The organism is Myxococcales bacterium (genome assembly GCA_016712525.1).
In the GTDB taxonomy this organism is placed as follows: Bacteria; Myxococcota_A; Polyangia; order Polyangiales; family Polyangiaceae; genus JAAFHV01.
Window position 1 is genome coordinate 233,606 of sequence record JADJQX010000001.1, and the last position, 22,604, is coordinate 256,209.

A 22,604-nucleotide genomic window follows, 5' to 3' on the forward strand; every position below is an offset into this window, starting at 1 on the left:
AGCCCATGGGGCGTGCGCGTCGATTGGGGGAGACCGCGCTCCTCGGGGCGCTCGTGGGGGTCGTGTGCGGCGCGGCGTCGGCGCTCTTTTTGTGGGGGCTCGACGGCGTCACACGCGTCCGCACGAGCCACGAGGCCATCGTCTACGCTTTGCCCCTCGCGGGCCTCGTGCTCGGCGCGATCTACGAGAAGCTCGGCAAGCCGATCGAGGGCGGGAACAACCTCGTCATCGACACCCTTCACGACGATGGCGCGGAAATTCCCCTGCGCATGGCCCCCATGGTGCTCCTCGGCACGTGGCTCACGCACCTCTTCGGCGGCAGCGCGGGCCGCGAGGGCACCGCCGTGCAGATGGGGGCTTCCCTCGCCGACTTCGTCGCGCATCGCCTGAAGCTCACGAAGAGCCTGCGGAGGCTCGTGCTGGCCGCGGGCATCGCGGGCGGGTTCGGCTCGGTGTTCGGCACGCCCGTCGCTGGGACGATCTTCGCGCTCGAGGTCGTCATCTTGGGCAAGCTCGACACCGAAGCGCTCGTGCCCGCCCTCGTCGCAGCGATCGTAGGAGATCTAACCACACGCGCGCTCGGCGTGGGTCACACGCACTACCCCGAGCCCGCGAGCGTGCCACTCACGCCGTGGCTGCTCGCCAAGTGGGTGGTCTTCGCGGCCGCGGCGGCGCTCACGTCGGCCGTGTTCATCGAGCTCCTCCACGCGCTGAAGAAGCACGGAAAGCGACTCGTCCCACGCCTCCCCGCGCGCATGTTCCTCGGCGGCGTGGCCGTGGTGGTCATGTGGAAGCTCGTCGGGACGAGTGACTACTTGGGCCTCGGAGTGCCCACGATCGTGCGTGCGTTCTCGGACCCGAACCTGCCCGTCATGACCTTCGCCCTGAAGCTCGTGTTCACGGCGGTGACCCTCGGCGCGGGCTTCGTGGGCGGCGAGGTGACGCCCCTCTTCTTCGTAGGCGCGGCGCTCGGCAGCGTGCTCGCGCGAGCGCTCGGCATTCCCCTCGAGCTCGGGGCCGGCGTGGGGCTCGCGGCGGTGTTCGCGGCGTCGTCGAACACGCCGATCGCGCTGTCGATCATGGCGATGGAGCTCCTCGGCGGCCACGCGTTCCCGCACGTGTTCATCGTGTGCGCGCTCGCGTACGTCATGGTGGGGCACAGGAGCATCTACACGGCGCAAAGGCTCGCGCGAGGGAAGGGAGGCACGCCCCTCCCGCGAGCCCTCCCGCTCCGCGACGTAGGGGCGCACGGCTCCGAGCCGCCAGACTCGAAACACTCCGAGTGATCACGCCGCACTTCGCGTACGCTCGTGGCATGGGGTTTCGCGCTCTCTTCTCGGGCCTTTGGCTGCTCGTGCTGTCGCTCGTCGTGTTCGAGCGCGCGGCGATGGCGTACACACCACCACCGATCGCCGGGGCCGTGAACGACGGCGCGAACGTGCTCGGCGCGGACGAGCGCGCGAAGCTCGAGGCTCGCCTGAAGACCCACCGCGACACCTACGGGCACGAGATCGTCGTCTTCACGGTGGCCTCGCTCGGCGGCGAGTCGATCGAAGATGTGGCCTACGGCGCGTTCAACGGCTGGAAGATCGGCAAACAGGGCAAAGACAACGGGGTGCTGCTCGTCATCGCGCCGAACGAGCGCAAGACGCGCATCGAGACGGGCAAGGGCGTCGGGGGAGAGATCACCGATCTCCAATCGAAGCGCATCTTGTCGGAGCGTGTGGGACCTCGCCTCAAGGAGGGCAAGTTCTACGAGGGGATCTCTGCGGGCGTCGAGTCGATCGCGTCGCTCCTCACGGGCGGGCCGCTCGTCCCGGACGGGGGCACGGAAGCCCCGGTAGCCGAGAAGAAGAAGCCCGCGGGAGAAGAGAGCATCCCGCCCACGAGCGTCTTCGTCGACACCACCGGGAGCTTCCCGGAGGCCGAACGCGCACGTTTCCTCGCGGCGTACGAGGCACGCGTGAAAGCCAAGAAGGCGGCCTTCGCGGTCATCGTCGTGCCCGACACGCGCGCCGGCGAGCTCCCGAGCCTGTGCGGGTGGAACTCGGCGGACTACCAAAAAGCGCTGCCCAACGTGATGGCGCTCGTCGTGGCCACGCGGAGCGGCAAGTACATCGTGGGGTATCCTGCGTACGGCGCCGAAGGTCCAGGCGCGAAGGCCCTGCCCGACGAGATGTTCGCGCTCTCGGCGAAGATGAAGAAGGAGCGAGGCGCGGGCGCGGACACGGTGCTCGTCGACGGGCTCCTTCAATCCCTCGGCACGCTCGATATCGAGCTCCCGGGGTTCTGGGCGGCCCGAGACAAGGACGGGACGATTGCCTATTTCATCGTGGGGGGGGTGTTCGTCGCCATTCTCTTTTTCGGATGGCTCACCTCCAAGCTCGGTATCTCGAGCGGCGGCGGCGGCGGCAGCTCCGGAGGGTCGTCGTACTCCGGGGGCTCGTCGTACTCGGGAGGTGGGGGCGGCGGCTACTCGGGAGGTGGAGACAGTGGCGGTGGCTACTCGGGGGGCGGTGGCTCTTCGGGGGGCGGTGGCGCGAGCGACAGCTACTGAGCACCCGGCTGGGCGAGCACTCCGCGCTTCATGGCGTAGGCCATGAGAGTACCGACGACCAGGCCGATGAGGTACCCGTACGAGAAGCCCACGACCATAGCCGCCACGGCGACCGCGATCCACACCTTGCCCTTGTCCGAGGCTACGTCACGGACGAGCGCCATGAGCGCGACGGCCTCGAACGCGAGCACCACGCCGAGCACCGGCATGGGGAAGAGGCCCACCACCTTGCCCAAGCCCGGTGCCAGAAACAGACCGAAGATCAAGTACATAGACCCATAGATGACCGGGGCCCCGCCCGTGCGCGCGCCGAACCCGTAGAAGCCCACGAGGCCGCCGCAGCCATGGCACGCGGGCGCCCCACCGAACCAAGGAGCGACGAGGTTCATGAGGGCGTACGTGACGCCGATCTTGCGCACGGGCACGGGCCGCTCGGGGAAGAGATCTTGGGTCGTTTGGCTCGTCGCGAGCACGGAGTTGCCAATCGACAAGGGGAGCTGGGGGAGCGCGAGGAGGAGCGCGCCCTGCGACAGCTCGTGGGGAGTCGGCACGGTGAGCTTCGGGAGGCGCAGGCCGACGACTCCGTGAAGGTCACGGAGCCCGGATTTCGTCGCGAAGGCGTACACGAGGCCGAGCCCCATGACGACGAGGGGCGCGGGGATCTTCTTCTTGCCACGCATCGACAGGAGCAGCGCGGCCGAGACGGCGGCGATCACGTACCCGGGCACACCATCGCTCACCACGTATTGTTTGAGCGCGAGGGTCGCGAGCGTGATGCCGAGCCCGAGCTGGATCCCGCGCACGACCTCCCGGGGGACGACACGGGCGAGCCACTCGAGCGCCCCGGTGAAGGTGAGGACGAGCATCGCCAGACCGATGACGATGCCGCCGCCGGCGAACGTCCCCGCCGAGAGCTTCTGGGCGAGCATGATGGCCGCCATGGCCTTGAGCGGCTGCACGGGCATGGGCAAGCCGTAGACGAGCCCCGTCACGATCTGGAGCAGCCCGAACATGACGAAGATGCTGGCCGCGTCGAGCCCACACGTGGCCACGAGCGCGACGAGGAGCGGGAGGTCGGTGCCGATGTCGCCGAACGCGCCGGCGAGCTCGTGCCTGTCGAAGCGAATGCGCGGCGTCGCGGGGGGCATGCAGGCATCATGGTCGAGATCGGCGCGATTCGGAACCGCGAGCCTCACGAGGGCCACAAGAGCCTTCTCGAAGGCACGCGACGACGCACGACGGGGCGAAGCCCTCCTTGACACGGATCGCCCGAGAGGCGACCCTCGGGCTCGGGTGCGTGCCGCGTCGGCGCGCAGGCAACTGCGGAAGGTCGGGCCGCCGTCCGCGTCGGAGGAGCGCTCTTCAGGGTGCTCGTGAAGTCGCTTGCCGTCGTCCCGCCATCGTGAGCCCGAGCTACCGCCCCCGGAGGCATGGGGACCCGCCCTGCGCCTCGCCCGGATCGCGCGCAAGCCGCTCGAGAAATTCCTTCAAATCCAGGCCGCGAGCGGCATCCTCCTCATCGTCTGTGCGGTGGTCGCGCTGGCCGTGGCGAGCTCGCGCTTCGGCGCGTCGTACACGCACTTCTGGCACCTCCCCGTCGGGATCCAAGCGGGACCGTTCCACTTCGAGAGGCCGCTCGAGTGGGTCGTGAACGACGGGCTCATGGCCATCTTCTTCTTCGTCGTGGGCATCGAGATCCGGCGCGAGATCCACCAGGGAGAGCTCTCGGAATGGAGGCGCGCGGCCCTGCCCTTCGCGGCGGCGCTCGGAGGCATGATCGCGCCCGCCCTGCTCTACACGTTCGTCGCGCGCTCGGCCGCCGAGGCGCACCGCGGGTGGGGTGTGCCCATGGCGACCGACATCGCCTTCGCCGTGGGGGTGCTCACGCTGCTCGGCAAACGCGTGCCTCCGGCGCTGCGCGTGCTTCTGCTCGCGCTCGCCGTGATCGACGACCTCGGCGCGATCGTGGTCATTGCCATCTTCTACTCGAAGGGGATCTCCGCCTCGGGGCTCGCGGTCGCTGGGGTCGGGCTCTTCGGGATCTTCCTCTTGCGCACGATCGGCGTGCGCCAGAAGCTCGCCTACGTCGTGCCCGCCGTGGTCCTTTGGGCGGGTACGTACATGGTAGGAGTACACCCTACGATTGCCGGTGTGATCGTCGGAATGCTCACTCCGGTGCGGGCCTGGCTCGGCACCGAGGGCGCGCGGGAAGGGCTGAAGGACGACGTGGCCATCTTGTCGCGCTCGGGCGAGGACATCTCGTCGCAGGAGCTCGCCCAAGTGCTTCGGCACGTCGATACGGTGCGTCGCGAGACCTTGTCGCCGGCCGAGTCTCTCATCGAAGCGCTCCACCCGTGGGTGGCCTTCGTGATCATGCCCATCTTCGCGCTCGCGAACGCCGGGGTGGCGGTCACCGGCCTGTCGCTCACGCGCGGGTCCACGCTCGCCCTGGTCGGCGCCGCGGTCGGCCTCTTCGTGGGCAAACCACTCGGCGTCCTACTCGCGAGCTTCGTCGTGGTGAAGGCTCGGCTCGCCACCCTCCCGCGGGGGCTCGGGGCGAGGCACCTCGTCGTGCTCGGGTTCGTCGCGGGCGTGGGCTTCACCATGGCGCTCTTCGTCGCGCAGCTCGCGTTCGTCGACGAGGCCATGCTCGCGGCGGTCAAGATGGGTGTGCTCGGGGCGAGCGCCGCGGCCGCCGTCGCCGCGCTCGTGCTCGGTCGTGTGCTCCTGCCGGCCACTCCCGAAGAGCCCATCGCCGAGACGGCCGACGAGGCCGAGGCGTCGACCGAGACCTGAAAGCGAATCGGCCCGCGCGCCGTTACCTCGGCAGCTCGACCGTGAAGAGCCAGTCGGACTGGTTCTTTCGTGCTTCGTGGCAGTCGACGCAGATCTTGGGTTTTCCCGAGAAGAGGGCCTCGCCATCTCCCGAGTACTCGGCGAAGTACCACTCCCCCGCGCGCTTCTCCATGACCGCCACGATGGCCAGGTCGTCGCTCGTGCCCGAGTACCCTTCTTTGACGACCATCGCGCCATCGGGGAACTGCTGGAGCGGGGCCTTGCCGTCCCTCGCGGCGGCGAGCGCGGGGCTCAAGAAGATCTCGACGCTCCCACCGTGCAGCGTGAAGCTCGGCTCGCGCTTGGGGTACGCGCGGGCGCGGGTCCACTGTCGGTAGCCCGACTGGGACACCCTCGCCCAAAGCGCGTCGGCGCCTTGAGGATCTTGGTTGTCACGGCAGCCGGCCGAGACCGCCGCGACGACGAGGGCCACGGCGCAGGCGAACGAACGTCGGTGGAGGCGCTTCATTTCGGGACGAGCTTACTTCGGTCTACTTCGCGAGCGCCGCATCGATTTGCGAGAGCACCTGCGCCTTCGAGAGGCCGTGCTCCTTGTATGTAACCACACGATTCTTATCGAGAAATGCGGACGGAGCGGTGTAGTTCGAGGTCTTCAGCTTGGCGAACGCGACGCCCTTCGGATCGTCGTAGACGTACACGTTGGTGATGCCGGCGAGCTTGTAGGCCTCTTTCCACTTCGCGCACGAGGTCCCGTTGTCGTCGTAGACGAGGTGCACGACGGCCACGTCTTTCCCCGCGACGGCCTGGGCGACCTCGTCCGTGAAGCCGGCCGTGCTTCGGCACGTCGGGCAGTGCGTGTGGGCCGCGAAGATCCAGGTGGCCTTGGCGCCGCACGCCTCGTCGACCGTGGCAGGGGCTCCCGTCTCGCAGTCGCGCACACCGAGATCACCGAGCGTCTGCCCTACGGCGAAGCCCTTGTCGGCCGCGCTTGGGCACGCCTCCGCGCCCCATCCTTGTGGACGGCTCACGGCGCCCGGAGCGGGCGGAGCAGGCGAGGTCGACGAGCCGGTGGGCGAGGGCGCCTGCGGGGCCGAGGGCGTGTTCGTCGAGCCCGCGCCGTCCGCCGGGGGGACGCCACCTTCTTGCGTGGTGACGCTGCAGGCCGCGACCGAGAGGGACACGGGGACGACGAGCGCGAAGAACGAGGCGAGGCGGGCTCCGGAGTGCATGGTGGCCCCTACGCGGCGGAGCCCGAGAGGTTACGAGGTCGAGAGCTTTTTTTTCGAGATGGCCCGTAACCCCGGGCGCCCACGCGCGTAGGCGGCGTGATGTCCTTCTTTTTTCGGTGGATCGGCGTAGGGCTCCTCGGCCTCGGGCTCTCCTGTACGGCTGAGCCGACCAGCGAGGCGCCTCGGGACGCTGCCGCCCCCGACGCCGGCCCGGTGGTGTGCGGACCTCCCCCGGGCGGCGTGTCGAGCGACACCGCGCGATGTGTGAGGCGCGTCGAAGGCCGGCTCTCGGACGACCGAGGCGCCCCTGTTCCCGACCTCACCGTGACCGTGTGCGGGCTCGTGTGCTTCGCGGCGCTGAGCGACACGGGCGGCAACTTCTCCGTCCCCGTCGACGCGTTCCTCCCCGAAGGAGGGTACGCCGTGACCGCGAACGGTCGGCCCACGTTCGGTGGAATCTACACGCGTCTCCCCGCGGGGGCCGAGGGCACGGTGCGCCTCGCCGAGCCCGTCGTGCTCCCCCGGTTCGAGGCCGGAGCCCCGCTCCTCCCAGGCGACTCGGTGGGCGGCGTCGTGCGCGCGGGCCCGCTCACGCTCGAGATCCGCGAGGGCACGACCTGGGACCTCGAGCTCGAAGACCTCACCGATCCCGTCGAAGGGAGAAAGCTCCGCGTCGCGCAGGTGAAGACCGAGGCGCAGCGACCGGCCTTCGCCAAGGGCGCCGCGCTCGTCTTGGCTCTCGGCCCGTTCAAGGCGAAGCCCTCGAAGCCCGTCCCCGTCACGCTCACGACCGACGCGCTCCCCAAGGGCACGGCCGTCGACTTCGTGGTCATGACCGACGACGGCCTCGCCGCCAAGAACGACGCGGGCCTCGGGCGAGTCGTGGCGCGAGGCCGCGTGTCCGACGACGGCAAGACGGTGCGCACCGATCCAGGTCAAGGCATCGACAGGCTCACGTGGCTCGCCGTGGTACCCTCGAAGTAGCGGCGCGCCGCTCACGCCCCGAGCGACCCGAGGCCCGCCGTATTTGCGCCGACATGCCGATTGGTCTGGCGTAAGCTGAACAATACGTTAACTTACATCGACGTATGGAGAAGCTCGTCAAGGGCGTGCACGCCTTCCAAGAAGAGGTCTTTCGATCCGAGCGCGAGCTCTTCCAGCGCCTCACCGCAGGGCAGAGCCCCGAGACGCTCTTCATCACGTGCTCCGATTCGCGCATCAACCCGAACCAGCTCACGGCGACCGACCCGGGTGAGCTCTTCATCTTGCGCACCGCGGGAAACCTCGTGCCCTCGAGCAACGAGCACCCCTCGGGAGAGGCCGCCACGATCGAGTACGCCGTGTCGGTGCTCGAAGTGGAGGACATCATCGTGTGCGGCCACTCGCTCTGCGGCGCGATCGACGCCCTCCTCGACCCCGCGAAGACCGAGAACCTTCCGAACGTACGCTCGTGGCTCGCCCACGCCCGCGAGACGAAGCAAATCGTGGATACGAGCTACCCGGGCCTGAGCGAGGCCGCGCTCGCGAGCGTCGCCGTGCAGGAGAACGTGCTCGTCCAGATCGAGCACCTGAAGAAGATGCCGTGTGTCGCCGAGCGCATCGCGGCGGGCACCCTGGGTCTCCACGCGTGGGTCTACCGCATCGAGAGCGGCGACGTGTTCGCGTACGATCCTAGTGCCGGCCAGTACGTGCACCTCACCGAAGAGGTCGCCCGCGCGGGAGTGAAGAGCCGCGGCAATCGAGCGATTCGCCCGATCTAAACCCGCGTTCGGGTATGCTCGCGGTCGTGCGAGCCATGACCATCCACGGGTACGGCGGGCCCGAGGTCTTCCGCGAGGAGGACGTGCCGAAGCCCACCCCCCGCCCGAACGACGTGCTCGTGAGGGTGTGCGCGGCCGCGGTGAACCCGGTCGACTGGAAGATCCGCTCGGGTGGCCAGCGCAACATCATTCGCCTGGATTTTCCCTGGATCCTCGGGCTCGACGTGTCCGGCGTGGTCGAGGCCGTGGGGAGCCGGGTCACTCGCTTTCGCGTGGGCGACGAGGTGTACGCCTCGCCCCGGCACACCCGCCCGGGCTGCTACGCCGAGCACGTGGCGATCGACGAGCGCGAGGCCGCGAAGAAGCCCAAAAACCTCACCCACGACGAGGCCGCGTCGATCCCTCTCGTGGGGCTCACGGCGTACCAGTGCGTGCTCGAGAAGGGCAGGCTCGTGCGCGGGCAGCGTGTGCTCGTCCACGCCGGCTCGGGTGGCGTCGGTGCCTTCGCGGTGCAGCTCGCGAGGCACACCGGGGCGCACGTCGTCGCCACGTGCAGCGGAAAAAACGCCGATTTCGTTCGGGGGCTCGGGGCCGACGAGATCGTCGACTACACGAAGGGCCCGTTCGAAGAGGCCACCGGCGACATCGACCTCGTGCTCGACTCGCTCGGAGAGCCCGCCTTCGAGGGCAACCTGAAGGTCACGAAGCGCGGCGGGCGCATCTCGAACATCACCGTCGACGTGACGGCGCACGTCGAGAAGTACGGCGCGTTCTTCAGCCTCTTCTCCCTCGGGTACGCGATGGCCCGGTTCCACGTGGTGCCGTACCTCCGGAAGCGCATCGTGTTTCGCCACGTGATCAAGCGGTGCGACGGCGCGCAGCTCGGGGAAATCACGAAGCTCGTCGAAGAGGGCGCCATCGTTCCCACGCTCGAGAAGGTGTTCCCGCTCGGTGAGGTCGGCAAAGCCCACGAGCTGTCGGCCTCGCACCGCGCGCGAGGCAAGATCGTGCTTCACGTCGCCGACGGGTGACGAGCACGACTACTTGGAGCAGTTCACGAGGGGCGCGAGCGGGGCGAAGTCGTACCCGTCGCTCTTGGTGATCGTGTCCACGTCGACCATGGCCGCCTCGAGCGCCGCGCGGATCTGTGCGTAGGTCTGCCCGAGCTTCGACGCGGTGTCGGCCTCGGCCACGCACACGAGCTTCGACGCGGTGCAGACGTCGACCGTCTCGCAGCCGGGAGCCGCGGGGACGAGAGGTCGTAAAGCCACGTCACCATAGAGGATTTTGCCTCCCACCATGGTAAGTCGTACGTCCTTCGGGCGCGCCGAGAGCAGCGACGCGAAGGGATCTTGGCCCGCGCGCGGAACGACCATGAGGTCGGCGTAGTAGCCCGGGGCGAGCGTGCCGATCTTGTCGGCGAGGGCCACCGCGGCCGCGGCGTTCACCGTGACCATCGCGAACAAGTCTTTGGGGGTGAGCACGTTCCCGAAGTGCGCGTTGTCCCACCCGTCGGCGAAGCGGAGCTCGTCGAGGAGGTTCTGGCTGCCGCCCATGGACCAGTCGGGGGCGAGCGTCACGGTGACCCCGGCCGCGCGCGCGAGCGGGATGTTCGTGCTGCTGCCATAGAGGGCCACGTTCGACGCGGGCGACCACGTGAGCTTCATGCCCGCGGCAGCCATGCGCGCAAACTCGGGCGCACCGAACGCGGTGCCGTGGGTGACCGTGGTCTGCGGGGCGTAGAGGCAGCCCGGCGTGGTCGACACGGTGCCGAGCCTGTCGAGCTCTCCTAGCGAGCGAGCGTCGACGCCCTCGCCCACGTGGATGAGATACGCGTCGGTGCGCGCCGACGTGAAGTTCGAGCACACCCCGTCCGCGGCCGAGCGTGACGGAGGAAAGAGCGCGCTCGTCTGGATTTTGTCTTGTCCGAGGCCGTTCTGCGGGGCGTCGAGGGTGCGCGCGACCGACGAGAAACATGCCGAGGTGGTTCCCGAGAGTCCCACGATCGACGTGGTGCCCGCGACGATGCCCTTGAGCTCGCCGAACTTGTCCATCTCGCACTTGAGCGAGCCCGCACCGTCGTACGTCGCCGGGCACCAGGTGGGCTTCCCTTGAGAGGCGTCCTCGAGGCACTGCTTCACGTCGAGCATCGCCTGGTATTTCGCCTCGTTCGGCCACTCGTCGTGGTTCGCGTAGCGGCGCGCCGGGAGCCAATCGCTGTCGTCGAAGACGTCGAACAAAATGTGGTTGTGCGTGTCGATGAGCCCGGGAGAGATGACTCCATGGGTCTCGATGACGCTCGCGCCGTTCGCCCCCGGGGACGCCGCGCACGAGGGCCCGACGCACGTGATGCGATCGCCTTCGACGAGCACCTCCCCTTCGATGGCGCCGCTCGTCGCCAGGATCGTGCCTCTCAGCAAGGTGCGGCCAGCCACCCCGGGGATCACCGTGAGTGGAGCGCCGCCGTCGCCCGCGTCGGTCGAGGCCTCGGGGCTCACCTGGACGTCGGCGCCACCGTCGCGCGGGACCGGAGGCCCGATCTGGGGAATGTCGGTCGAAGGCGAAGCGTCGGGAGACGGCTCGCCGCCCCCTTCGGGGTCGGCACACGCGACGCTCACGAGGAGCAGAGGGATGACTGCGAGGAAGCGCGCGTACATGGCTCGTCGCCTCCGGGCGAGCCTATGTCGTACATGACGTCGCACTCGCGTGCCACCGCGCTCTTCGGCGACCTTTGACGCAAGAGGACACGAACCCCGCGTGTGGAGGACGACGCGCGTTCAGCTCATTCGGTATCGAATGGACGCGCCGTGAGGGCGCTCTGCGGAATGCCGTTTTTGTGGGCTTGGTAGCGCCAACCGAGGCCTCCGAGGAACCTGTAGAGGGACTCGGCCATGGCCTTGTCGGCCATCCCTTCGATGGCAGCCTCGGGCACGTTCTCGCCGCGTGCGAGCGCGTGCACGGCCGAATCGAGGGCTTTTTTGACGTGTTCCATGGGGCCTCGCTGCGCGTCGATGGGCCCCTCGCCGACCATCCCTCCCGCGCCGAGGGCGAGCCCACCCGCGAGGTGGTAGTGGGCGCGAGCGGCAAAATGGCACACGATGCGGAGCGCGGTGCGCGCGTGCTCGGGCTCCGGGAACCCGCAGTTTACGAGGGCCGCGAGCTTCCCACGTTTGGGCCCCGCAGCACGGACCGTCGCGATCCGCTCGAGCGCCAACGTGGTCAGGGCGGGGAGCGCGTCCCAATAGAGCGGCGCCGCCAGGACCAAGAGATCGGCCGACGCGAGCGCCTCGAGCTCGGCCGACGTCCTCGTGTTCTCGTGCTGGAGATCCGCGACGAAGTGCACTTCGCTCCCGACGCCCTCGTGCTCGAAGCGCTGCGCCATCGCCGACGCGAGGCGCTCCGACACGCTCGTCCCCTTGGGTTTCGCGCTGCCGACGAGGAACGCCACGCGCGCGGGCGCACGCATCGCCTCCGTCGAGAAGTCGCCCTTTGCGGCCTCGAAGAGGGCCGCGCGCAACGAGGCGCGATCCACGAGGCGGGCCCCCGGGACCTCTTCGGAGACGAGCATGCCCGTGAGCGCGTCGACCCTGGCCTCGGGAGACGACGTGTCGTCCACGACCACCGCCCCGACACGCGGCGAGATGAGGTTGATGGCGTTGGCGTCGGCGAGCCCGAGGAAGGTCTCCACCTCGGCCTCGTCGATCCGCGGCATCCACCCCACGGCGTGAAAGGAGGGCGCCCTCTCGTACCGGGCCGCGTGATGCGTGAGGAGTGCACGTTTCTCGAAGAACGGAGACAAGAGGCACAAGAGGCGGTCTTGCGCGCGCTTCACCGTGGAGCTGTGCCCGCCGAAGGTGACCGCGTCGAGCAACACCACGCGCGAAGCGTCGTGAACGGCCTTGGCGATCTCGTTCTCGGCGTCTTTCGCGCGGCAGGTCCCGGGCGACCTTGCCCAACAGTCGAACTCTCCGAGGCAGTGGGCGAGCGGGAGACCGGCGAGCTCGAAGGTGCGCACCTCGGTCTCGCCGACGGCCGCGAGGGCGCGCGCGAGCTCTCCGGCGATACGCTCGAGCGCGGGATACCGAGGCGAAGCAGCCGAAAGGACGACAGTGGACATGCTGCCCGTGAAGCAGGCGGCGTGCCGCACGAAGAGACGCGCAGGACAGCGCTCGCCGTTCACGGAACGAAGGATCGGCACCAGGGGCGCACCCTTTGCGTACAAGACGAGCCGAGGTGGCGGAAATGGGGCGTGCTCCGCCTTGGCCCGATGCTCGCATAGCGGGGGGCATGAGCTACCACGCCGCCGTCTGGATCGATCACTCGCAGGCCAAGGTCTTCCACATCGATCGCGAAGGCGAGATCGAAGACGTGCTGAAGGGGCCCAAGCACCATCGCGAGCGCGGCTCGGCCGAGATGGAGCACTTCTTCCACGACGTGGTGAAGGCCGTGTCCGACGCGCAGGAGATCCTCGTGTGCGGCCCGGGGTCGGCCAAGCTCGAGCTCATCCGGCACGTGCATCGGCACGACAAGCCGCTCGAGTCGCGCATCGTGGGCGTCGAGTCGGCCGATCACCCGACCGACGGACAGCTCGCCAAATACGCCCGTGCCTACTTCCGCGAGAAGGATCGCATGACCGGCGGCGGCCGCCTCTGATTCAGGCCTTTCCGTCGATCACCTTCGCGGCCGCACGAAACGCCTCGGCGGCCGCGGGGAGACCACAGTAGACCCCAGCGTGCAAGAGGACCTCGCGGATCTCCTCCGGCGTCGCGCCGTTCGTGAGCGCGCCGCGCACGTGGCCCTCGAGCTCGGTGGGCTTCCCGAGGGCGACGAGCATGGCCACCGTCACGAGGCTCCGCGTCCTCGTGTCGAGGCCGTCGCGTTGCCACACGTCTCCCCAGGCGTGGCGGGTGATGAGGTCGGCCAAGGGCGCGGTGAAGGGCGTCTCGGCGGCCTTGGCGCGATCGACGTGCGCGTCGCCCATCACCCTCCGTCGCATCGCGTCTCCGGCCGCCCACGCGTCGCGTTCGTCGTGTTTCATGCGCGCACTCTACCTCGGGAGCTCACGTCACTCGCCGAGCACGTGGAGCACGAGCTCGCGTGTATGCGGGTGCGACCTGTGCTCGAAGAGGTACACGGCCTGCCATGTGCCGAGGAGGAGCGCTCCGCCAGAGAAGGGCACGGCGAGCTGCGTGGCCGTGAGCGCCGCGCGCACGTGGGCCGGCATGTCGTCGGGGCCTTCGGCGTCGTGGCGGTAGCTCGGGTCGCCATCGGGGACGAGCCGCGCGAAGAACCGGAGCATGTCGCCGAGCACGTCGGGATCGGCGTTTTCCTGAATGATTACGCTTGCCGACGTATGACGAACGAACACGGTCACGAGCCCCTCCTGGAGGCCGCTCGCGCGAACGGCCGCCCTTATCTCGTGGGTCACGTCGACGAGGGAGCGGCCACGAGTCGGGACCTTCACACGTACGAGGTGTTGCCTCATCGGCGGTAGCGTACGCGATCGCCTCGTGCGCGGGCGAGCTGGGCTGGACGCACGTTCCGGGCTGGTTTCGCGCGGGTCTCTTCGCGTACCATGAGGCTTGGCGCGTGGCGCGGGCGGTGGGCCTTCGCGCTCGGAACCCCCTATGACATCGAGCCTGACCTTCGGATACTTCGCCCAAGAAGAGACGACACGCGCCGCCTCCGAGCGCCTCCGCGAGTGGATGAGCGAAAAGCTCGGGTTTCGCTTGGAGCTGCATTTTGCAGGCGGCTACGAGGCCCTGACCCGCGACGTCGAGTCGGGCAAGGTCGACATGGCCTGGCTCCCTCCGGTCGCTTACGTGAAGGCCGACCCCACCAAGGTGACCCCGCTCCTCGCGCTCGTGCGTGGGCGCCAGACCGGCTACCAAGGCGCGCTCGTCGTTCGCTCCGACGCCCCCTACGAGCGCCTCGAGGACCTTCGAAACGCGCGCGCGGCGTGGGTCGACGCCTGGAGCGCGAGCGGCTTCGTCGTGCCTCGCGTGGGCATGAAGAAGGCCGGGATCGACCCGAGGAACTTCTTCCGCACCGAGTCTTTCCACGGCTCCCACAGCGCAGCCCTCCGCGCCGTCATCGATGGTGCGGCCGACGTGACCGGCTCGCACGCGCGCCCCAAGGCGAGCGGCGACGAGGGCTTCGAAGGCTCGTGGACGCTCGTCGATGGCGTGGCGATGCGTGTACTCCGCACGTTCGGAGAGGTCCCCTCGGACCTCATCTGCGTGCGCTCCGCCCTCGAGACGCCCGTCCGCACCCGCCTCGCCGAGGTCTTCAAAGAGGCGGCCACGGCGCAGCGCGCGGAGATCAAGGCCATCTTCGGCGCCGATCGCTTCACCGACGCGTCCCCCTCGGGGTACGACGAGCTCCGCGCTTCGCTCGCCGAGGCGAGCAAGGCCGGCCTCTTCGACTGAGACGAGCGAGCGAGCGCTTCACGCGTTACGTTGGCCGCGGATGGGACGTTACCGCGCGCGCGATCTGGTGAACGCACCGACGTTGGTGAGCCTGCTCAGGTTCCCGCTCGCGGCCCTGTTCCCGTTCGTGCACGAGAGCGCGCCCACGAGCCTCGTCGTGCTCGCCGCCGCGGCGCTGACGGACGTGGTCGACGGCGCCATCGCCAGGCGCTTCGGCCTCGCGACCCCGACGGGCGCCGTGGTCGACGGCGTGAGCGACAAGGTGTTCGCCTTCGCCGTGCTGGCCACGCTCGTGACGAAGGGCGTGCTCACGCCGCTCGACGTCGCGCTCCTCGGCACGCGGGAGATCGGCGAGTTGCCCCTCGTCGTGTGGCTCGCGGTGAGCCCCGAGGCCCGCAAGCGAAAGGTCGACGACCGAGCGAACCTCCTCGGCAAGGCCGCGACGGTGCTCCAATTCGCCGCGATCGCGCTCGCCATCACGGGCTCGCACTTCAAGACGCCGCTCGTCGTGGCGACGGTGGTCGTCGGCGCCGCGGCGGCCGCGAGCTACTGGCGTCGCGCCTTGCTCGCGCGGCAACGAGGCTCTTCCGACGGCACGTAAGCGCCCGGATTCGTGAGGCTTTTTGTTTCGTCCGTCGGCGCGAAACACGGGAACTTCCGAGGCCGTCGTACCTCCAACGGGGCCATGCGACGCCTCTCCATCTTCGCGTTCTCGTGCTTCACCCTCGCCGCCCTCGCGCACACGACCTCGTGCCGCACCTCGCCGAGGCCAACGTCCGAGGTCGACGCCACGACGCCGGTCGACGCTACTTCGGCCTCGAGCGCGCCGGCCGATGGGGGCGTGCCCAAGCTCACCGCGTTCGCGTCGGCCGACGACCTCAGGGCCTACATGAAGAACCTCGTGCGCGAAGCCGACGAAAAGCGCAACGCGCAGAAGGCCAAGCGCCTCGCCGCGATCGAAGCCGGCGCCGAGGCCGGTCCTGGCGGGCTCTGGGGCGACGAAATCGGCGACGAGCTCGGGGGCGGAGGGCTCGGCCTCGGAGACATCGGGACGATCGGACACGGCACCGGCACCGGCACCGGGCAGGGGTACGGCGCTGGCTCGGGCAAGCTCTCGGGGCCGAGGCCTCCGGCGCCGCGACCCGCCGGCGCGGGGGCGAGCGCGTCGATCACCAACACCCAGGTCGATGGGATCGACGAGGGAGACATCGTCAAGGCGCACGGCGATCACCTCGTCGTGTTGCGCCGCGGACGCCTCTTCACCGTCCACGTCGGTGGAGGCGCGCTCGCCCCCGTCTCTACGGTGGACGCGTTCGGGCCAGGGATCTCGCCGAAGGGCGCGTGGTACGACGAGATGCTCGTCGCGAAGGACACGGTGGTCGTGCTCGGCTACAGCTACGAACGCGGAGGCACCGAGCTCGGCCTCTTCGACATCGACGCCGGAGGCAAGCTCACCTACCGCGCGACCTACCACCTTCGCAGCGCCGACTACTACTCGGGCCGCAACTACGCGACGCGCCTCGTCGGGGACAAGCTCGTGCTCTACGCGCCGGCGTCGTTCTCGGCGCGCGCGGAGGACCCGCTCGCGAAGCTCCCGGCGTTGCGGAAGTGGTCGGCCTCGGCGAGCCCCTCGGCGTTCGCGGGGGTGCTCGACCCCTCGCGGATCATGAAGCCGATCGTGCCCGACCTCTTCATGACCTTGCACGCGGTCACGATCTGCTCCCTCTCGACGCCCGAGCTCGAGTGCACGTCACGCGGCCTGCTCGGCCACTCGGGGCGCGTCTTCTACGTGTCCTCGTCGGCGGTCTACGTGTGGACCACGCCGTTCTCGTGGCTCACCCCTCGGACGGGCAAGGACGCGGGCGCACCGACCACGATGCCTCCGCGCTCGTACGTCTACAGGCTCCCGCTCGACGGTAGCGAGCCCTCGGTGCTCCGCGCAGGAGGCGCGCCCATCGACCAGTTTTCGTTCCACGAAGAGAACGGCCACCTCGACGTGCTCGTCCGCGACGAGGGCAACGGCGACGCCATGGGGTTCGCCGAAGGGCCGACCACGTCCGTCGCGCTCCTCCGTGTGCCCCTCACGGCGTTCACGAGCGCAGCGAACGTCGCGAGCCCCGACGCGTACACGGCGCTCCCGAACGTGCCGGGATACGCGCTGCAGAACCGCTTCGTCGGAGACCACGTCCTCTACGGATCGAAGCTCGAGCGGAGCGCGCGCGAGCCCAAGAGAGCCGAGCGGAAGCTCGTCACCTACCGCTACGCGAGCCGGTCTTCGGCGGCCGCACAGGCCCTCGCCCTCGACCATGACGTCGAGCGCATCGAGCCCATCGGCTCCGACGCGCTGGTCGTGGGGTCCCAAGGGGACGACCTCGTGTTCTCGTCGATCGCGCTCGGGACCGACAAGGCGGACACGAAGGGGCGCTACGTGAGGAAGGGCGCGGCCCAAGGCGAGACGCGCAGCCACGGCTTCTTCTACCGCCTCGACGGAGACCAGAAGGGCGTGTTCGGGCTCCCCCTCCATATCGTGAACCTCGCCGATGGCTCGGCGTTCGACTCGAGCTACCACTCCGGGAGCGCGGCGGTCGTGTTCGTGCGCAACGACGGCCTCGCGTTCAAGGAGCTCGGAACCCTGACGGCGCCGCCCGCGAAGACGAACGACGGATGCCGTGCATCCTGCGTGGATTGGTACGGCAACTCGAGGCCGATCTTCCTGGGCGACCGCGTGCTCGCGCTCATGGGGTACGAGCTCGTCGAGGCCAAAGTGGACGGAGACACCCTGCGCACGGCCCGGCGTGCGTCGTTCGCCCCACAGGAAAAAACGCCGTAGTTTCGGCTATTTGTGGCGCTTTTTGGCGACCACGAGCGGGCCTCGGCGCGGCCAGCCCTCGGAGAGGACGCGCAGCGACGAGCACACGTCGGCGTCGCGGCACTCGCCCACGGGCTCGCGGAGCGGGGCCCACGGCTCGACGCGGGGTCGAGGGCCGCGCATGTCGGGTCCACGCCAGGTGGGAGGCGCGTGGGCGAGCGAGGCCTCCCGATCGGCCATCTTCCCGGACTGAGGGCTCTCGAAGGGCACCTCGAGCGTCGGCAAGAGCCCGACCCGCTGGACGGGAGCGCCGTCGGGGAGCGCGTAGAGCAACGTGGTGAGACGGAGCACGCCGGTGCGCGGCTCGTCGTCGAAGTACTCTTGGGCGCAGCCCTTGCCGAACGTGCGCATGCCGAGCGAAGGCCCGCGCCCGTACGCCATGAACGCGCCGGCCATCATCTCGGCGGCGCTGGCCGTCGCGCCGTCCACGAGGGTCGCGACGGGGCCTCGGAAGCGATCGTCCTCGGAGGGCTCGGTGCTGCGCTCGATCTCGATGGTCCCATCGCGACGTTTCATGGGGAAGAGCGGCACCCCCGGCATGAAGAGGCCGAGCGCCTGCATCGCGCCGTCGGTCGAGCCGCCGCCGTTTCCGCGCAGATCGAGCACGACGCCGGCGAGAGGCCGCTTGCTGCTCGAGCGCTCGTCACGAAGGACGTGCGTGAGATCGTCGCCGAGGTCGTCGCGTACGTCGTGGATGGCCACGACGAGCACGTCGTTCGAGGCGCCCCAGGAGATGCGCTCGGTGGTCAGGAACGATTCGGGCTCCTTCTTCGGAGCGCCCGCGGCCGGTGGACCACCCACCGCCAGGGACACGAGCTTCTTCCCGCGCAGGACCACGGCAGGCACCTTGGTCTTCGCGTCCGAAGCGACGAACCCGAGCTGCTCGATCTGCTCGAGCGGCAGGCCCGCGGTCGGCAGATCGGCGATCGAGAGCACCACGTCGCCGACCTCGAACGGCGCGACCGGTCCCTCGACGATGGCCACTCCCACCGACGTGAGATCCCCGCGTGCCCAGAGCGCCTCGGGCGCGTTCGCCGCGAGATCGACGTCGTACACGCTCGCCTCTTCGTCGTAGGGGGCCCACGCGCCGTGAGGATCGACGAGCGGGACGTAAGCGCGCACCGCGGCCGAGAGCACGATCTCGCCCCACGCGTGCGCATCTCCTTTGGGGAAGAAGCGCTCGCGAGCATAGTCGCCGTACTTCTTTCCTTCGGGGCCGAGCGCGCGCTCGAACGCGCCGACCTTCGCGCCGAGATCTTTGGCGACCTTCTTGGCGTCCTCCGAGGTGGGGAGCGGCGATTTCGCGGCGTCGGCGTCCGCGTCTTTGGCGTCGCGACGGGCGGCGTCGAACGTGGCGCGTAGCTCGTCCACCCACGCCGCCACCACGGCGCCCGAAGCCTCGGAGGCGCGGCACGCCCCACGCGACGACTCTAGCTCGGGGAGGAGCGCGCGGAGCTCGCGCGTGAAGGCGTCCTTCGGCGAGTCGGGGGCGACGGTCCAGAGGGCGTGGGGATCGAGCCAGTCGGAGGCCGAATCGACGAAGGCGCGCGGATCGACGGGGGCCGGGGGCGCCGCCATCGTCGAACGGACCTGAGCCACGATGCGCTTGGCCTCGTCGCACGCCACGGCCGTGGGCCTTCCCGAAGGCATGTGAAACGCGTACCCCGAGCTCTGGCCGTCTTCGTCCTCGTCGTCCCGAGGGCCCGACGGGGCAGGCGCAGGAGCCGGCTTTTCCTTGTGTTCTTGAGAAGTTACAGGATGGCTCGGGAGGGTCACGTACGCGTGTTTCGCGTAGAGGCCCCCGCACACGCCGGCTCCGAAGAGCGCGGCGGTCAGAGCGATGGCCAAGACGGTGCGCGACCTCACGAACCGAAGGGTACCAGGCCTCGGGCCCAAGGTCTCTTTCTCGGCCAACGCTGGTAGTCTCCGCCCATGTACCGCCAAGACACGTGGGGGTGCCCGTCGTGCGAGAGCCCGATCACGCCGCTCGGCTCCGAGCTCCCCGCGCACGGCTGCGACACGTGCGGGGGCATGTGGCTCGGCCCCGAGGCGACGGTCCACGTCATGCGCGGGCTCGACGACGCGATCGATCGCCGCCTCGTGTGGAGCTCCCACACCTTGGCCGAGAAGGTTCGGAACCTGTCCCGCCTCGGGCACGAACGTGTCCCGAGCGTCCCCGAGGACGGGCGCGCCTGCCCTGCTTGCGCTCAGCCGCTCTCGCCCATCGTCGTCGGGGGAGTGCGAATCGACTCGTGCGCCGCGCACGGAGCGTATTTCGACGCCGACGAGGTCGCGCGGGTGGTCACGACCTGCGTCGCCTTGCGCGCCTACCGAAACGTCGAGAAGAACGTGCTCTTGGCCGGACCGCGCGATCTCTTCCGAGCCATCGCGCATCTCCTCTCGGAGAGATGGTCGTGAGCTACCGGGCGCCTCTCCACCGTCACGCGGACCCGACCTCCGAAGCTCGCGCGACGGAGGCCTCGCCATGAAGGACAGGGGCAGCCTCGCCGTGGGGGTGGCGGCGCTCGCCGTGCTCTTCCTGCTTTATTTCGCCCTCAAACGCCCGCAGGAGGCGCCGTACGCACGCGGCAGCACGAGCACCGATGAGCCGCTCTCGACCGTCTCCCGAGGGACCTCGGCGCCGACGCTCGACGCGCGCGACCTCGCCGACGCCCGAACGAGCCCCCGCGCTCGGCTGAGCCCCGACGAGCGAAGAGAGCTCACGAAGAAGATCCACGCGGCGCTTTGGGCCGAAGCGGGAGAGCGGCCGCCCGAGCCGGGAGCGCCCGCGCGTCTTCCGGACAAAGTGCCTGCGCTCTCGCCCTCGTACATCCAGGAGCGCATGCGGGAGGACTTCAAGCCCATGGCGATCAAGTGTTACGAGGAGCTCCTCGCGCGCGCGCCCGACGCGGGGGGCACCGCCAAGCTCGCGTTCACCATCGTCGCCGACGACGAGCTCGGGGCGATCGTCGAGGACGTGTCGCTCGGCGAGGGGACGACGCTGACGGACGGCTCCTTCGCGACGTGCCTTACGGAGTCGATGACGACCGTGCGGTTCGCTGCGCCCAAAACGAGCGGCAAGACCACCGTGCATTACCCGTTCCTGTTCTCGCCCGGTGACGAGCCCCCCGAAGGGCCGAAATAGCCAACGAGATCGCGCCTCTCCAGGGTGGGGTGGGGCACGTTTTCCACGCGATCTCGGCGCGCTCCGGGGGTACCCTCGGGGGGCCTTGAAAGCGCACACCGAGTACTTCACCTACCGCCTGAAGAAGCGCGAGCTCTTCCACATGACACCGACCCTCGAGGAGGTCCTCGAGCGTTCGGGCATCACCGAGGGCTTCATGCTCGTGTCGGCGATGCACATCACGGCGGGAGTGTTCGTGAACGACGACGAGAGCGGGCTGCACCAGGACATCTGGAAGTGGCTCGAAGGGCTCGCGCCTTCAGGTGTAGACTACAAGCATCACCGCACGGGAGAGGACAACGGGGACGCGCACCTCAAGTCGTTGCTCGTGCACCACGAGGTCACGGTGCCGATCACGAAGGGTCGCCTCGATCTCGGCACCTGGCAGCGTGTGTTCTACGCCGAGTTCGACGGAGAGCGCCCGAAGCGCGTCATCGTCAAGGCGATCGGCATTTGAGCGCCCGCGCCTCTCTGGCCCTCCTGGCCCTCTCGGCCGTCGGCGTGGGGTGCGCACCGCCCGCCGTGGTCCCTCCGAAGGCGCCTCCGAGCCCGGTCGTGGTCGACGACGGCGCGGCGTTCGTCCGCAGCGAGGACACGCTCCTCCGTGTGCTCGCGCGAGATGGGCGGTTCGCGGCGCGCGTCGGCCTCTTCTCCGAAGGGGGCGCACCCGACGACTACGATCCCTTCGACGGGAAGGCACGCGCGCAGGCGATCGCCGAAGCGCTCCGAACGTTCGAGGAGGCGACGAAGGGCTCTACGGCCCCGGAGCGTCGAGCCGCCATTCTCACGGCGAAGGCCGAGGCCGCGCGCGCAGGGCTCGAGGCGGAGCTGACCGTGTACGGAGCGGAGCTCCTCCTCGCGTTGGCCGAAGCGGCGAGCGACTCCCCCGCCGCGGCGCGGGAGGCCGCCGACGACGCCACGCTCGCCGAGCGCATCGGGGACGTGAACGACGCCTTCTCCACGACGAAACGATCCCTCGCCGAGCGCCGCGAGGTCGAGGACGCGCTGGATCCGCTGGAGCGGCTCCTCGTGCGGCGAGGAGGCGGCGCGCGCTACGCCAAGTCTCTCTCGGCGCTGACGAAGCTGCGCGAGACCACCGGCGAGGCGCGCGCGCTGGGAGACGCTCCGCTCCCGGATCCACGGCCACGGCCCCTCGACGCCGCGCTCGTGGTCGTGGGCGAGGAGCTTCGCCCCGACGAGGTCCTCGCGACGCTCGGCGCGGCCGAACGAACCCTCGAGGGGCTCGCGAAGGCGAAGCTCGCCGAGCTCGGAGAGAAGACCGCGACCTCCGTCACGAGCGACGCCGGTCGGAGGCTCGCACTACGTGCATCTTGCAAGGTTTCGATCCCGACGTCCACCTTGCGGAGCGCGGCGGCGAGCCCCGAGCGCGAAGCAGGCTGCCTCGCCGTGCGCGAGCTCGCGTTCGCGAAGACTCCGGCCGAAGAAGCCTCGGCGCTCGTCGCCCTCCACGACAGGGTCGCCGTGGCGCTCTGGGCTGCTGCTTTTCACACGTCGAGGGAGACGCTCGGCGCCGTGCGGGGCCGGGTACACCTCCTCGCGACGACGGACGATCGCACACGAGACGCCCTGCTTCGCCGCGCGACCCTGACCCCCGCGCTCGCCCTCGGCTCTGGGCTCGTGGCCGCGCTCGTGGGCGCGAGCGCAGAGGGCACGAAAGAGCGCGCCACGCTCCTCCAGCGCTACGGGGACGCGCCGATCGTCATGCTCCGCGATGCCGTGAAGGCCTCGTCTCCCAAGTAAGCCACCACCCCACATATGCG

General features: G+C 69.5%; 22 protein-coding genes. 14 read left to right on the plus strand and 8 right to left on the minus strand.

The window, feature by feature from the left end; all coding sequences use genetic code 11:
- Nucleotides 1–5: 5 nt before the first annotated feature.
- Together IPK71_00985 and IPK71_00990 are read left to right on the plus strand one after the other, a co-directional pair.
- A complete protein-coding gene (locus tag IPK71_00985; GenBank protein ID MBK8212296.1) occupies nucleotides 6–1,286 on the plus strand; it encodes a chloride channel protein in 1,281 nt (426 codons plus the stop codon).
- Nucleotides 1,287–1,315: 29 nt separating this feature from the next.
- The gene (locus IPK71_00990) at nucleotides 1,316–2,557 is read left to right on the plus strand and encodes a TPM domain-containing protein (GenBank protein ID MBK8212297.1); all 1,242 of its coding nucleotides are present in this window, start codon (nucleotides 1,316–1,318) and stop codon (nucleotides 2,555–2,557) included.
- On the opposite strand, the gene IPK71_00995 is transcribed toward IPK71_00990, so the two are convergent.
- Nucleotides 2,551–3,705 (minus strand): putative sulfate/molybdate transporter, encoded by a 1,155-nt coding sequence (locus IPK71_00995; GenBank protein ID MBK8212298.1) that lies wholly within the window; start codon nucleotides 3,703–3,705, stop codon nucleotides 2,551–2,553. The two genes, IPK71_00990 and IPK71_00995, sit on opposite strands and share 7 nt — an antisense overlap.
- Before the next feature lie 235 nt (nucleotides 3,706–3,940).
- Here IPK71_00995 and nhaA point away from each other — a divergent pair, with 235 nt between their 5' ends.
- Nucleotides 3,941–5,353: a Na+/H+ antiporter NhaA gene (gene nhaA / locus IPK71_01000; protein MBK8212299.1), complete on the plus strand. Its 1,413-nt coding sequence runs from the start codon at nucleotides 3,941–3,943 to the stop codon at nucleotides 5,351–5,353.
- A 22-nt stretch (nucleotides 5,354–5,375) separates the two neighbouring features.
- Here the strand turns inward: nhaA and IPK71_01005 are convergent, their stop codons facing one another.
- Together IPK71_01005 and IPK71_01010 are read right to left on the minus strand one after the other, a co-directional pair.
- The gene (locus IPK71_01005) at nucleotides 5,376–5,861 is read right to left on the minus strand and encodes a cytochrome P460 family protein (GenBank protein ID MBK8212300.1); all 486 of its coding nucleotides are present in this window, start codon (nucleotides 5,859–5,861) and stop codon (nucleotides 5,376–5,378) included.
- Nucleotides 5,862–5,883: 22 nt separating this feature from the next.
- The gene (locus IPK71_01010) at nucleotides 5,884–6,582 is read right to left on the minus strand and encodes a redoxin family protein (protein ID MBK8212301.1); all 699 of its coding nucleotides are present in this window, start codon (nucleotides 6,580–6,582) and stop codon (nucleotides 5,884–5,886) included.
- 99 nt (nucleotides 6,583–6,681) lie between these two features.
- Between IPK71_01010 and IPK71_01015 the strand changes: the two genes are divergently transcribed.
- The 3 genes from IPK71_01015 (at nucleotide 6,682) to IPK71_01025 (ending at nucleotide 9,373) form a co-directional block, all read left to right on the plus strand.
- Nucleotides 6,682–7,566, plus strand: a complete 885-nt coding sequence (locus tag IPK71_01015; GenBank protein ID MBK8212302.1) for a hypothetical protein — start codon at nucleotides 6,682–6,684, stop codon at nucleotides 7,564–7,566.
- A gap of 104 nt (nucleotides 7,567–7,670) precedes the next feature.
- Complete coding sequence (locus tag IPK71_01020) at nucleotides 7,671–8,342, plus strand: carbonic anhydrase (protein ID MBK8212303.1); 672 nt, start codon at nucleotides 7,671–7,673, stop codon at nucleotides 8,340–8,342.
- A gap of 26 nt (nucleotides 8,343–8,368) precedes the next feature.
- Nucleotides 8,369–9,373 (plus strand): NADP-dependent oxidoreductase, encoded by a 1,005-nt coding sequence (locus tag IPK71_01025; protein ID MBK8212304.1) that lies wholly within the window; start codon nucleotides 8,369–8,371, stop codon nucleotides 9,371–9,373.
- A gap of 9 nt (nucleotides 9,374–9,382) precedes the next feature.
- On the opposite strand, the gene IPK71_01030 is transcribed toward IPK71_01025, so the two are convergent.
- On the minus strand, nucleotides 9,383–10,999 hold the full coding sequence (locus IPK71_01030) for an amidohydrolase family protein (protein ID MBK8212305.1): 1,617 nt from the start codon (nucleotides 10,997–10,999) through the stop codon (nucleotides 9,383–9,385).
- A gap of 125 nt (nucleotides 11,000–11,124) precedes the next feature.
- Entirely contained in the window at nucleotides 11,125–12,459 is a 1,335-nt protein-coding gene (locus IPK71_01035; GenBank protein ID MBK8212306.1) for a flavodoxin family protein, read from the minus strand.
- Nucleotides 12,460–12,629: 170 nt separating this feature from the next.
- On the opposite strand from IPK71_01035, the gene IPK71_01040 reads away from it, so the two are divergent.
- Nucleotides 12,630–12,995, plus strand: coding sequence for a translational machinery protein (locus tag IPK71_01040; protein ID MBK8212307.1), 366 nt, complete (start codon nucleotides 12,630–12,632; stop codon nucleotides 12,993–12,995).
- A gap of 1 nt (nucleotide 12,996) precedes the next feature.
- On the opposite strand, the gene IPK71_01045 is transcribed toward IPK71_01040, so the two are convergent.
- The gene (locus tag IPK71_01045; GenBank protein MBK8212308.1) at nucleotides 12,997–13,380 is read right to left on the minus strand and encodes a carboxymuconolactone decarboxylase family protein; all 384 of its coding nucleotides are present in this window, start codon (nucleotides 13,378–13,380) and stop codon (nucleotides 12,997–12,999) included.
- Nucleotides 13,381–13,407: 27 nt separating this feature from the next.
- On the minus strand, nucleotides 13,408–13,827 hold the full coding sequence (locus IPK71_01050; protein ID MBK8212309.1) for a YjbQ family protein: 420 nt from the start codon (nucleotides 13,825–13,827) through the stop codon (nucleotides 13,408–13,410).
- A gap of 142 nt (nucleotides 13,828–13,969) precedes the next feature.
- Here IPK71_01050 and phnD point away from each other — a divergent pair, with 142 nt between their 5' ends.
- From phnD to IPK71_01065, 3 genes are all read left to right on the plus strand, one after another.
- Nucleotides 13,970–14,770 (plus strand): phosphate/phosphite/phosphonate ABC transporter substrate-binding protein, encoded by an 801-nt coding sequence (gene phnD, locus IPK71_01055; protein ID MBK8212310.1) that lies wholly within the window; start codon nucleotides 13,970–13,972, stop codon nucleotides 14,768–14,770.
- A 40-nt stretch (nucleotides 14,771–14,810) separates the two neighbouring features.
- The gene (locus IPK71_01060) at nucleotides 14,811–15,371 is read left to right on the plus strand and encodes a CDP-alcohol phosphatidyltransferase family protein (GenBank protein ID MBK8212311.1); all 561 of its coding nucleotides are present in this window, start codon (nucleotides 14,811–14,813) and stop codon (nucleotides 15,369–15,371) included.
- Nucleotides 15,372–15,455: 84 nt separating this feature from the next.
- Nucleotides 15,456–17,600, plus strand: a complete 2,145-nt coding sequence (locus tag IPK71_01065) for a beta-propeller domain-containing protein (GenBank protein MBK8212312.1) — start codon at nucleotides 15,456–15,458, stop codon at nucleotides 17,598–17,600.
- Nucleotides 17,601–17,606: 6 nt separating this feature from the next.
- Here the strand turns inward: IPK71_01065 and IPK71_01070 are convergent, their stop codons facing one another.
- Nucleotides 17,607–19,505, minus strand: a complete 1,899-nt coding sequence (locus IPK71_01070; protein ID MBK8212313.1) for a hypothetical protein — start codon at nucleotides 19,503–19,505, stop codon at nucleotides 17,607–17,609.
- 66 nt (nucleotides 19,506–19,571) lie between these two features.
- On the opposite strand from IPK71_01070, the gene IPK71_01075 reads away from it, so the two are divergent.
- From IPK71_01075 to IPK71_01090, 4 genes are all read left to right on the plus strand, one after another.
- The gene (locus tag IPK71_01075) at nucleotides 19,572–20,057 is read left to right on the plus strand and encodes a zf-TFIIB domain-containing protein (protein MBK8212314.1); all 486 of its coding nucleotides are present in this window, start codon (nucleotides 19,572–19,574) and stop codon (nucleotides 20,055–20,057) included.
- 67 nt (nucleotides 20,058–20,124) lie between these two features.
- Complete coding sequence (locus tag IPK71_01080) at nucleotides 20,125–20,784, plus strand: AgmX/PglI C-terminal domain-containing protein (GenBank protein MBK8212315.1); 660 nt, start codon at nucleotides 20,125–20,127, stop codon at nucleotides 20,782–20,784.
- 85 nt (nucleotides 20,785–20,869) lie between these two features.
- The gene (locus IPK71_01085) at nucleotides 20,870–21,280 is read left to right on the plus strand and encodes a YjbQ family protein (protein ID MBK8212316.1); all 411 of its coding nucleotides are present in this window, start codon (nucleotides 20,870–20,872) and stop codon (nucleotides 21,278–21,280) included.
- The gene (locus tag IPK71_01090; GenBank protein ID MBK8212317.1) at nucleotides 21,277–22,584 is read left to right on the plus strand and encodes a hypothetical protein; all 1,308 of its coding nucleotides are present in this window, start codon (nucleotides 21,277–21,279) and stop codon (nucleotides 22,582–22,584) included. The genes IPK71_01085 and IPK71_01090 overlap by 4 nt, the downstream gene beginning before the upstream one ends.
- The last annotated feature ends 20 nt before the right edge of the window (nucleotides 22,585–22,604 follow it).

Coding starts and splice junctions, on each gene's coding strand:
- IPK71_01035 (MBK8212306.1), bottom strand. CDS start 12,459: ATGTCCACTGTCGTCCTTTCGGCTGCTTCGCCTCGGTATCCCGCGCTC.
- phnD (MBK8212310.1), top strand. CDS start 13,970: ATGACATCGAGCCTGACCTTCGGATACTTCGCCCAAGAAGAGACGACA.
- IPK71_01005 (MBK8212300.1), bottom strand. CDS start 5,861: ATGAAGCGCCTCCACCGACGTTCGTTCGCCTGCGCCGTGGCCCTCGTC.
- IPK71_01075 (MBK8212314.1), top strand. CDS start 19,572: ATGTACCGCCAAGACACGTGGGGGTGCCCGTCGTGCGAGAGCCCGATC.
- IPK71_01045 (MBK8212308.1), bottom strand. CDS start 13,380: ATGAAACACGACGAACGCGACGCGTGGGCGGCCGGAGACGCGATGCGA.
- IPK71_01020 (MBK8212303.1), top strand. CDS start 7,671: ATGGAGAAGCTCGTCAAGGGCGTGCACGCCTTCCAAGAAGAGGTCTTT.
- IPK71_01050 (MBK8212309.1), bottom strand. CDS start 13,827: ATGAGGCAACACCTCGTACGTGTGAAGGTCCCGACTCGTGGCCGCTCC.
- IPK71_01040 (MBK8212307.1), top strand. CDS start 12,630: ATGAGCTACCACGCCGCCGTCTGGATCGATCACTCGCAGGCCAAGGTC.
- IPK71_00990 (MBK8212297.1), top strand. CDS start 1,316: ATGGGGTTTCGCGCTCTCTTCTCGGGCCTTTGGCTGCTCGTGCTGTCG.
- IPK71_00985 (MBK8212296.1), top strand. CDS start 6: ATGGGGCGTGCGCGTCGATTGGGGGAGACCGCGCTCCTCGGGGCGCTC.
- IPK71_01030 (MBK8212305.1), bottom strand. CDS start 10,999: ATGTACGCGCGCTTCCTCGCAGTCATCCCTCTGCTCCTCGTGAGCGTC.
- IPK71_00995 (MBK8212298.1), bottom strand. CDS start 3,705: ATGCCCCCCGCGACGCCGCGCATTCGCTTCGACAGGCACGAGCTCGCC.
- IPK71_01065 (MBK8212312.1), top strand. CDS start 15,456: ATGCGACGCCTCTCCATCTTCGCGTTCTCGTGCTTCACCCTCGCCGCC.
- IPK71_01015 (MBK8212302.1), top strand. CDS start 6,682: ATGTCCTTCTTTTTTCGGTGGATCGGCGTAGGGCTCCTCGGCCTCGGG.
- IPK71_01080 (MBK8212315.1), top strand. CDS start 20,125: ATGAAGGACAGGGGCAGCCTCGCCGTGGGGGTGGCGGCGCTCGCCGTG.
- IPK71_01060 (MBK8212311.1), top strand. CDS start 14,811: ATGGGACGTTACCGCGCGCGCGATCTGGTGAACGCACCGACGTTGGTG.
- IPK71_01010 (MBK8212301.1), bottom strand. CDS start 6,582: ATGCACTCCGGAGCCCGCCTCGCCTCGTTCTTCGCGCTCGTCGTCCCC.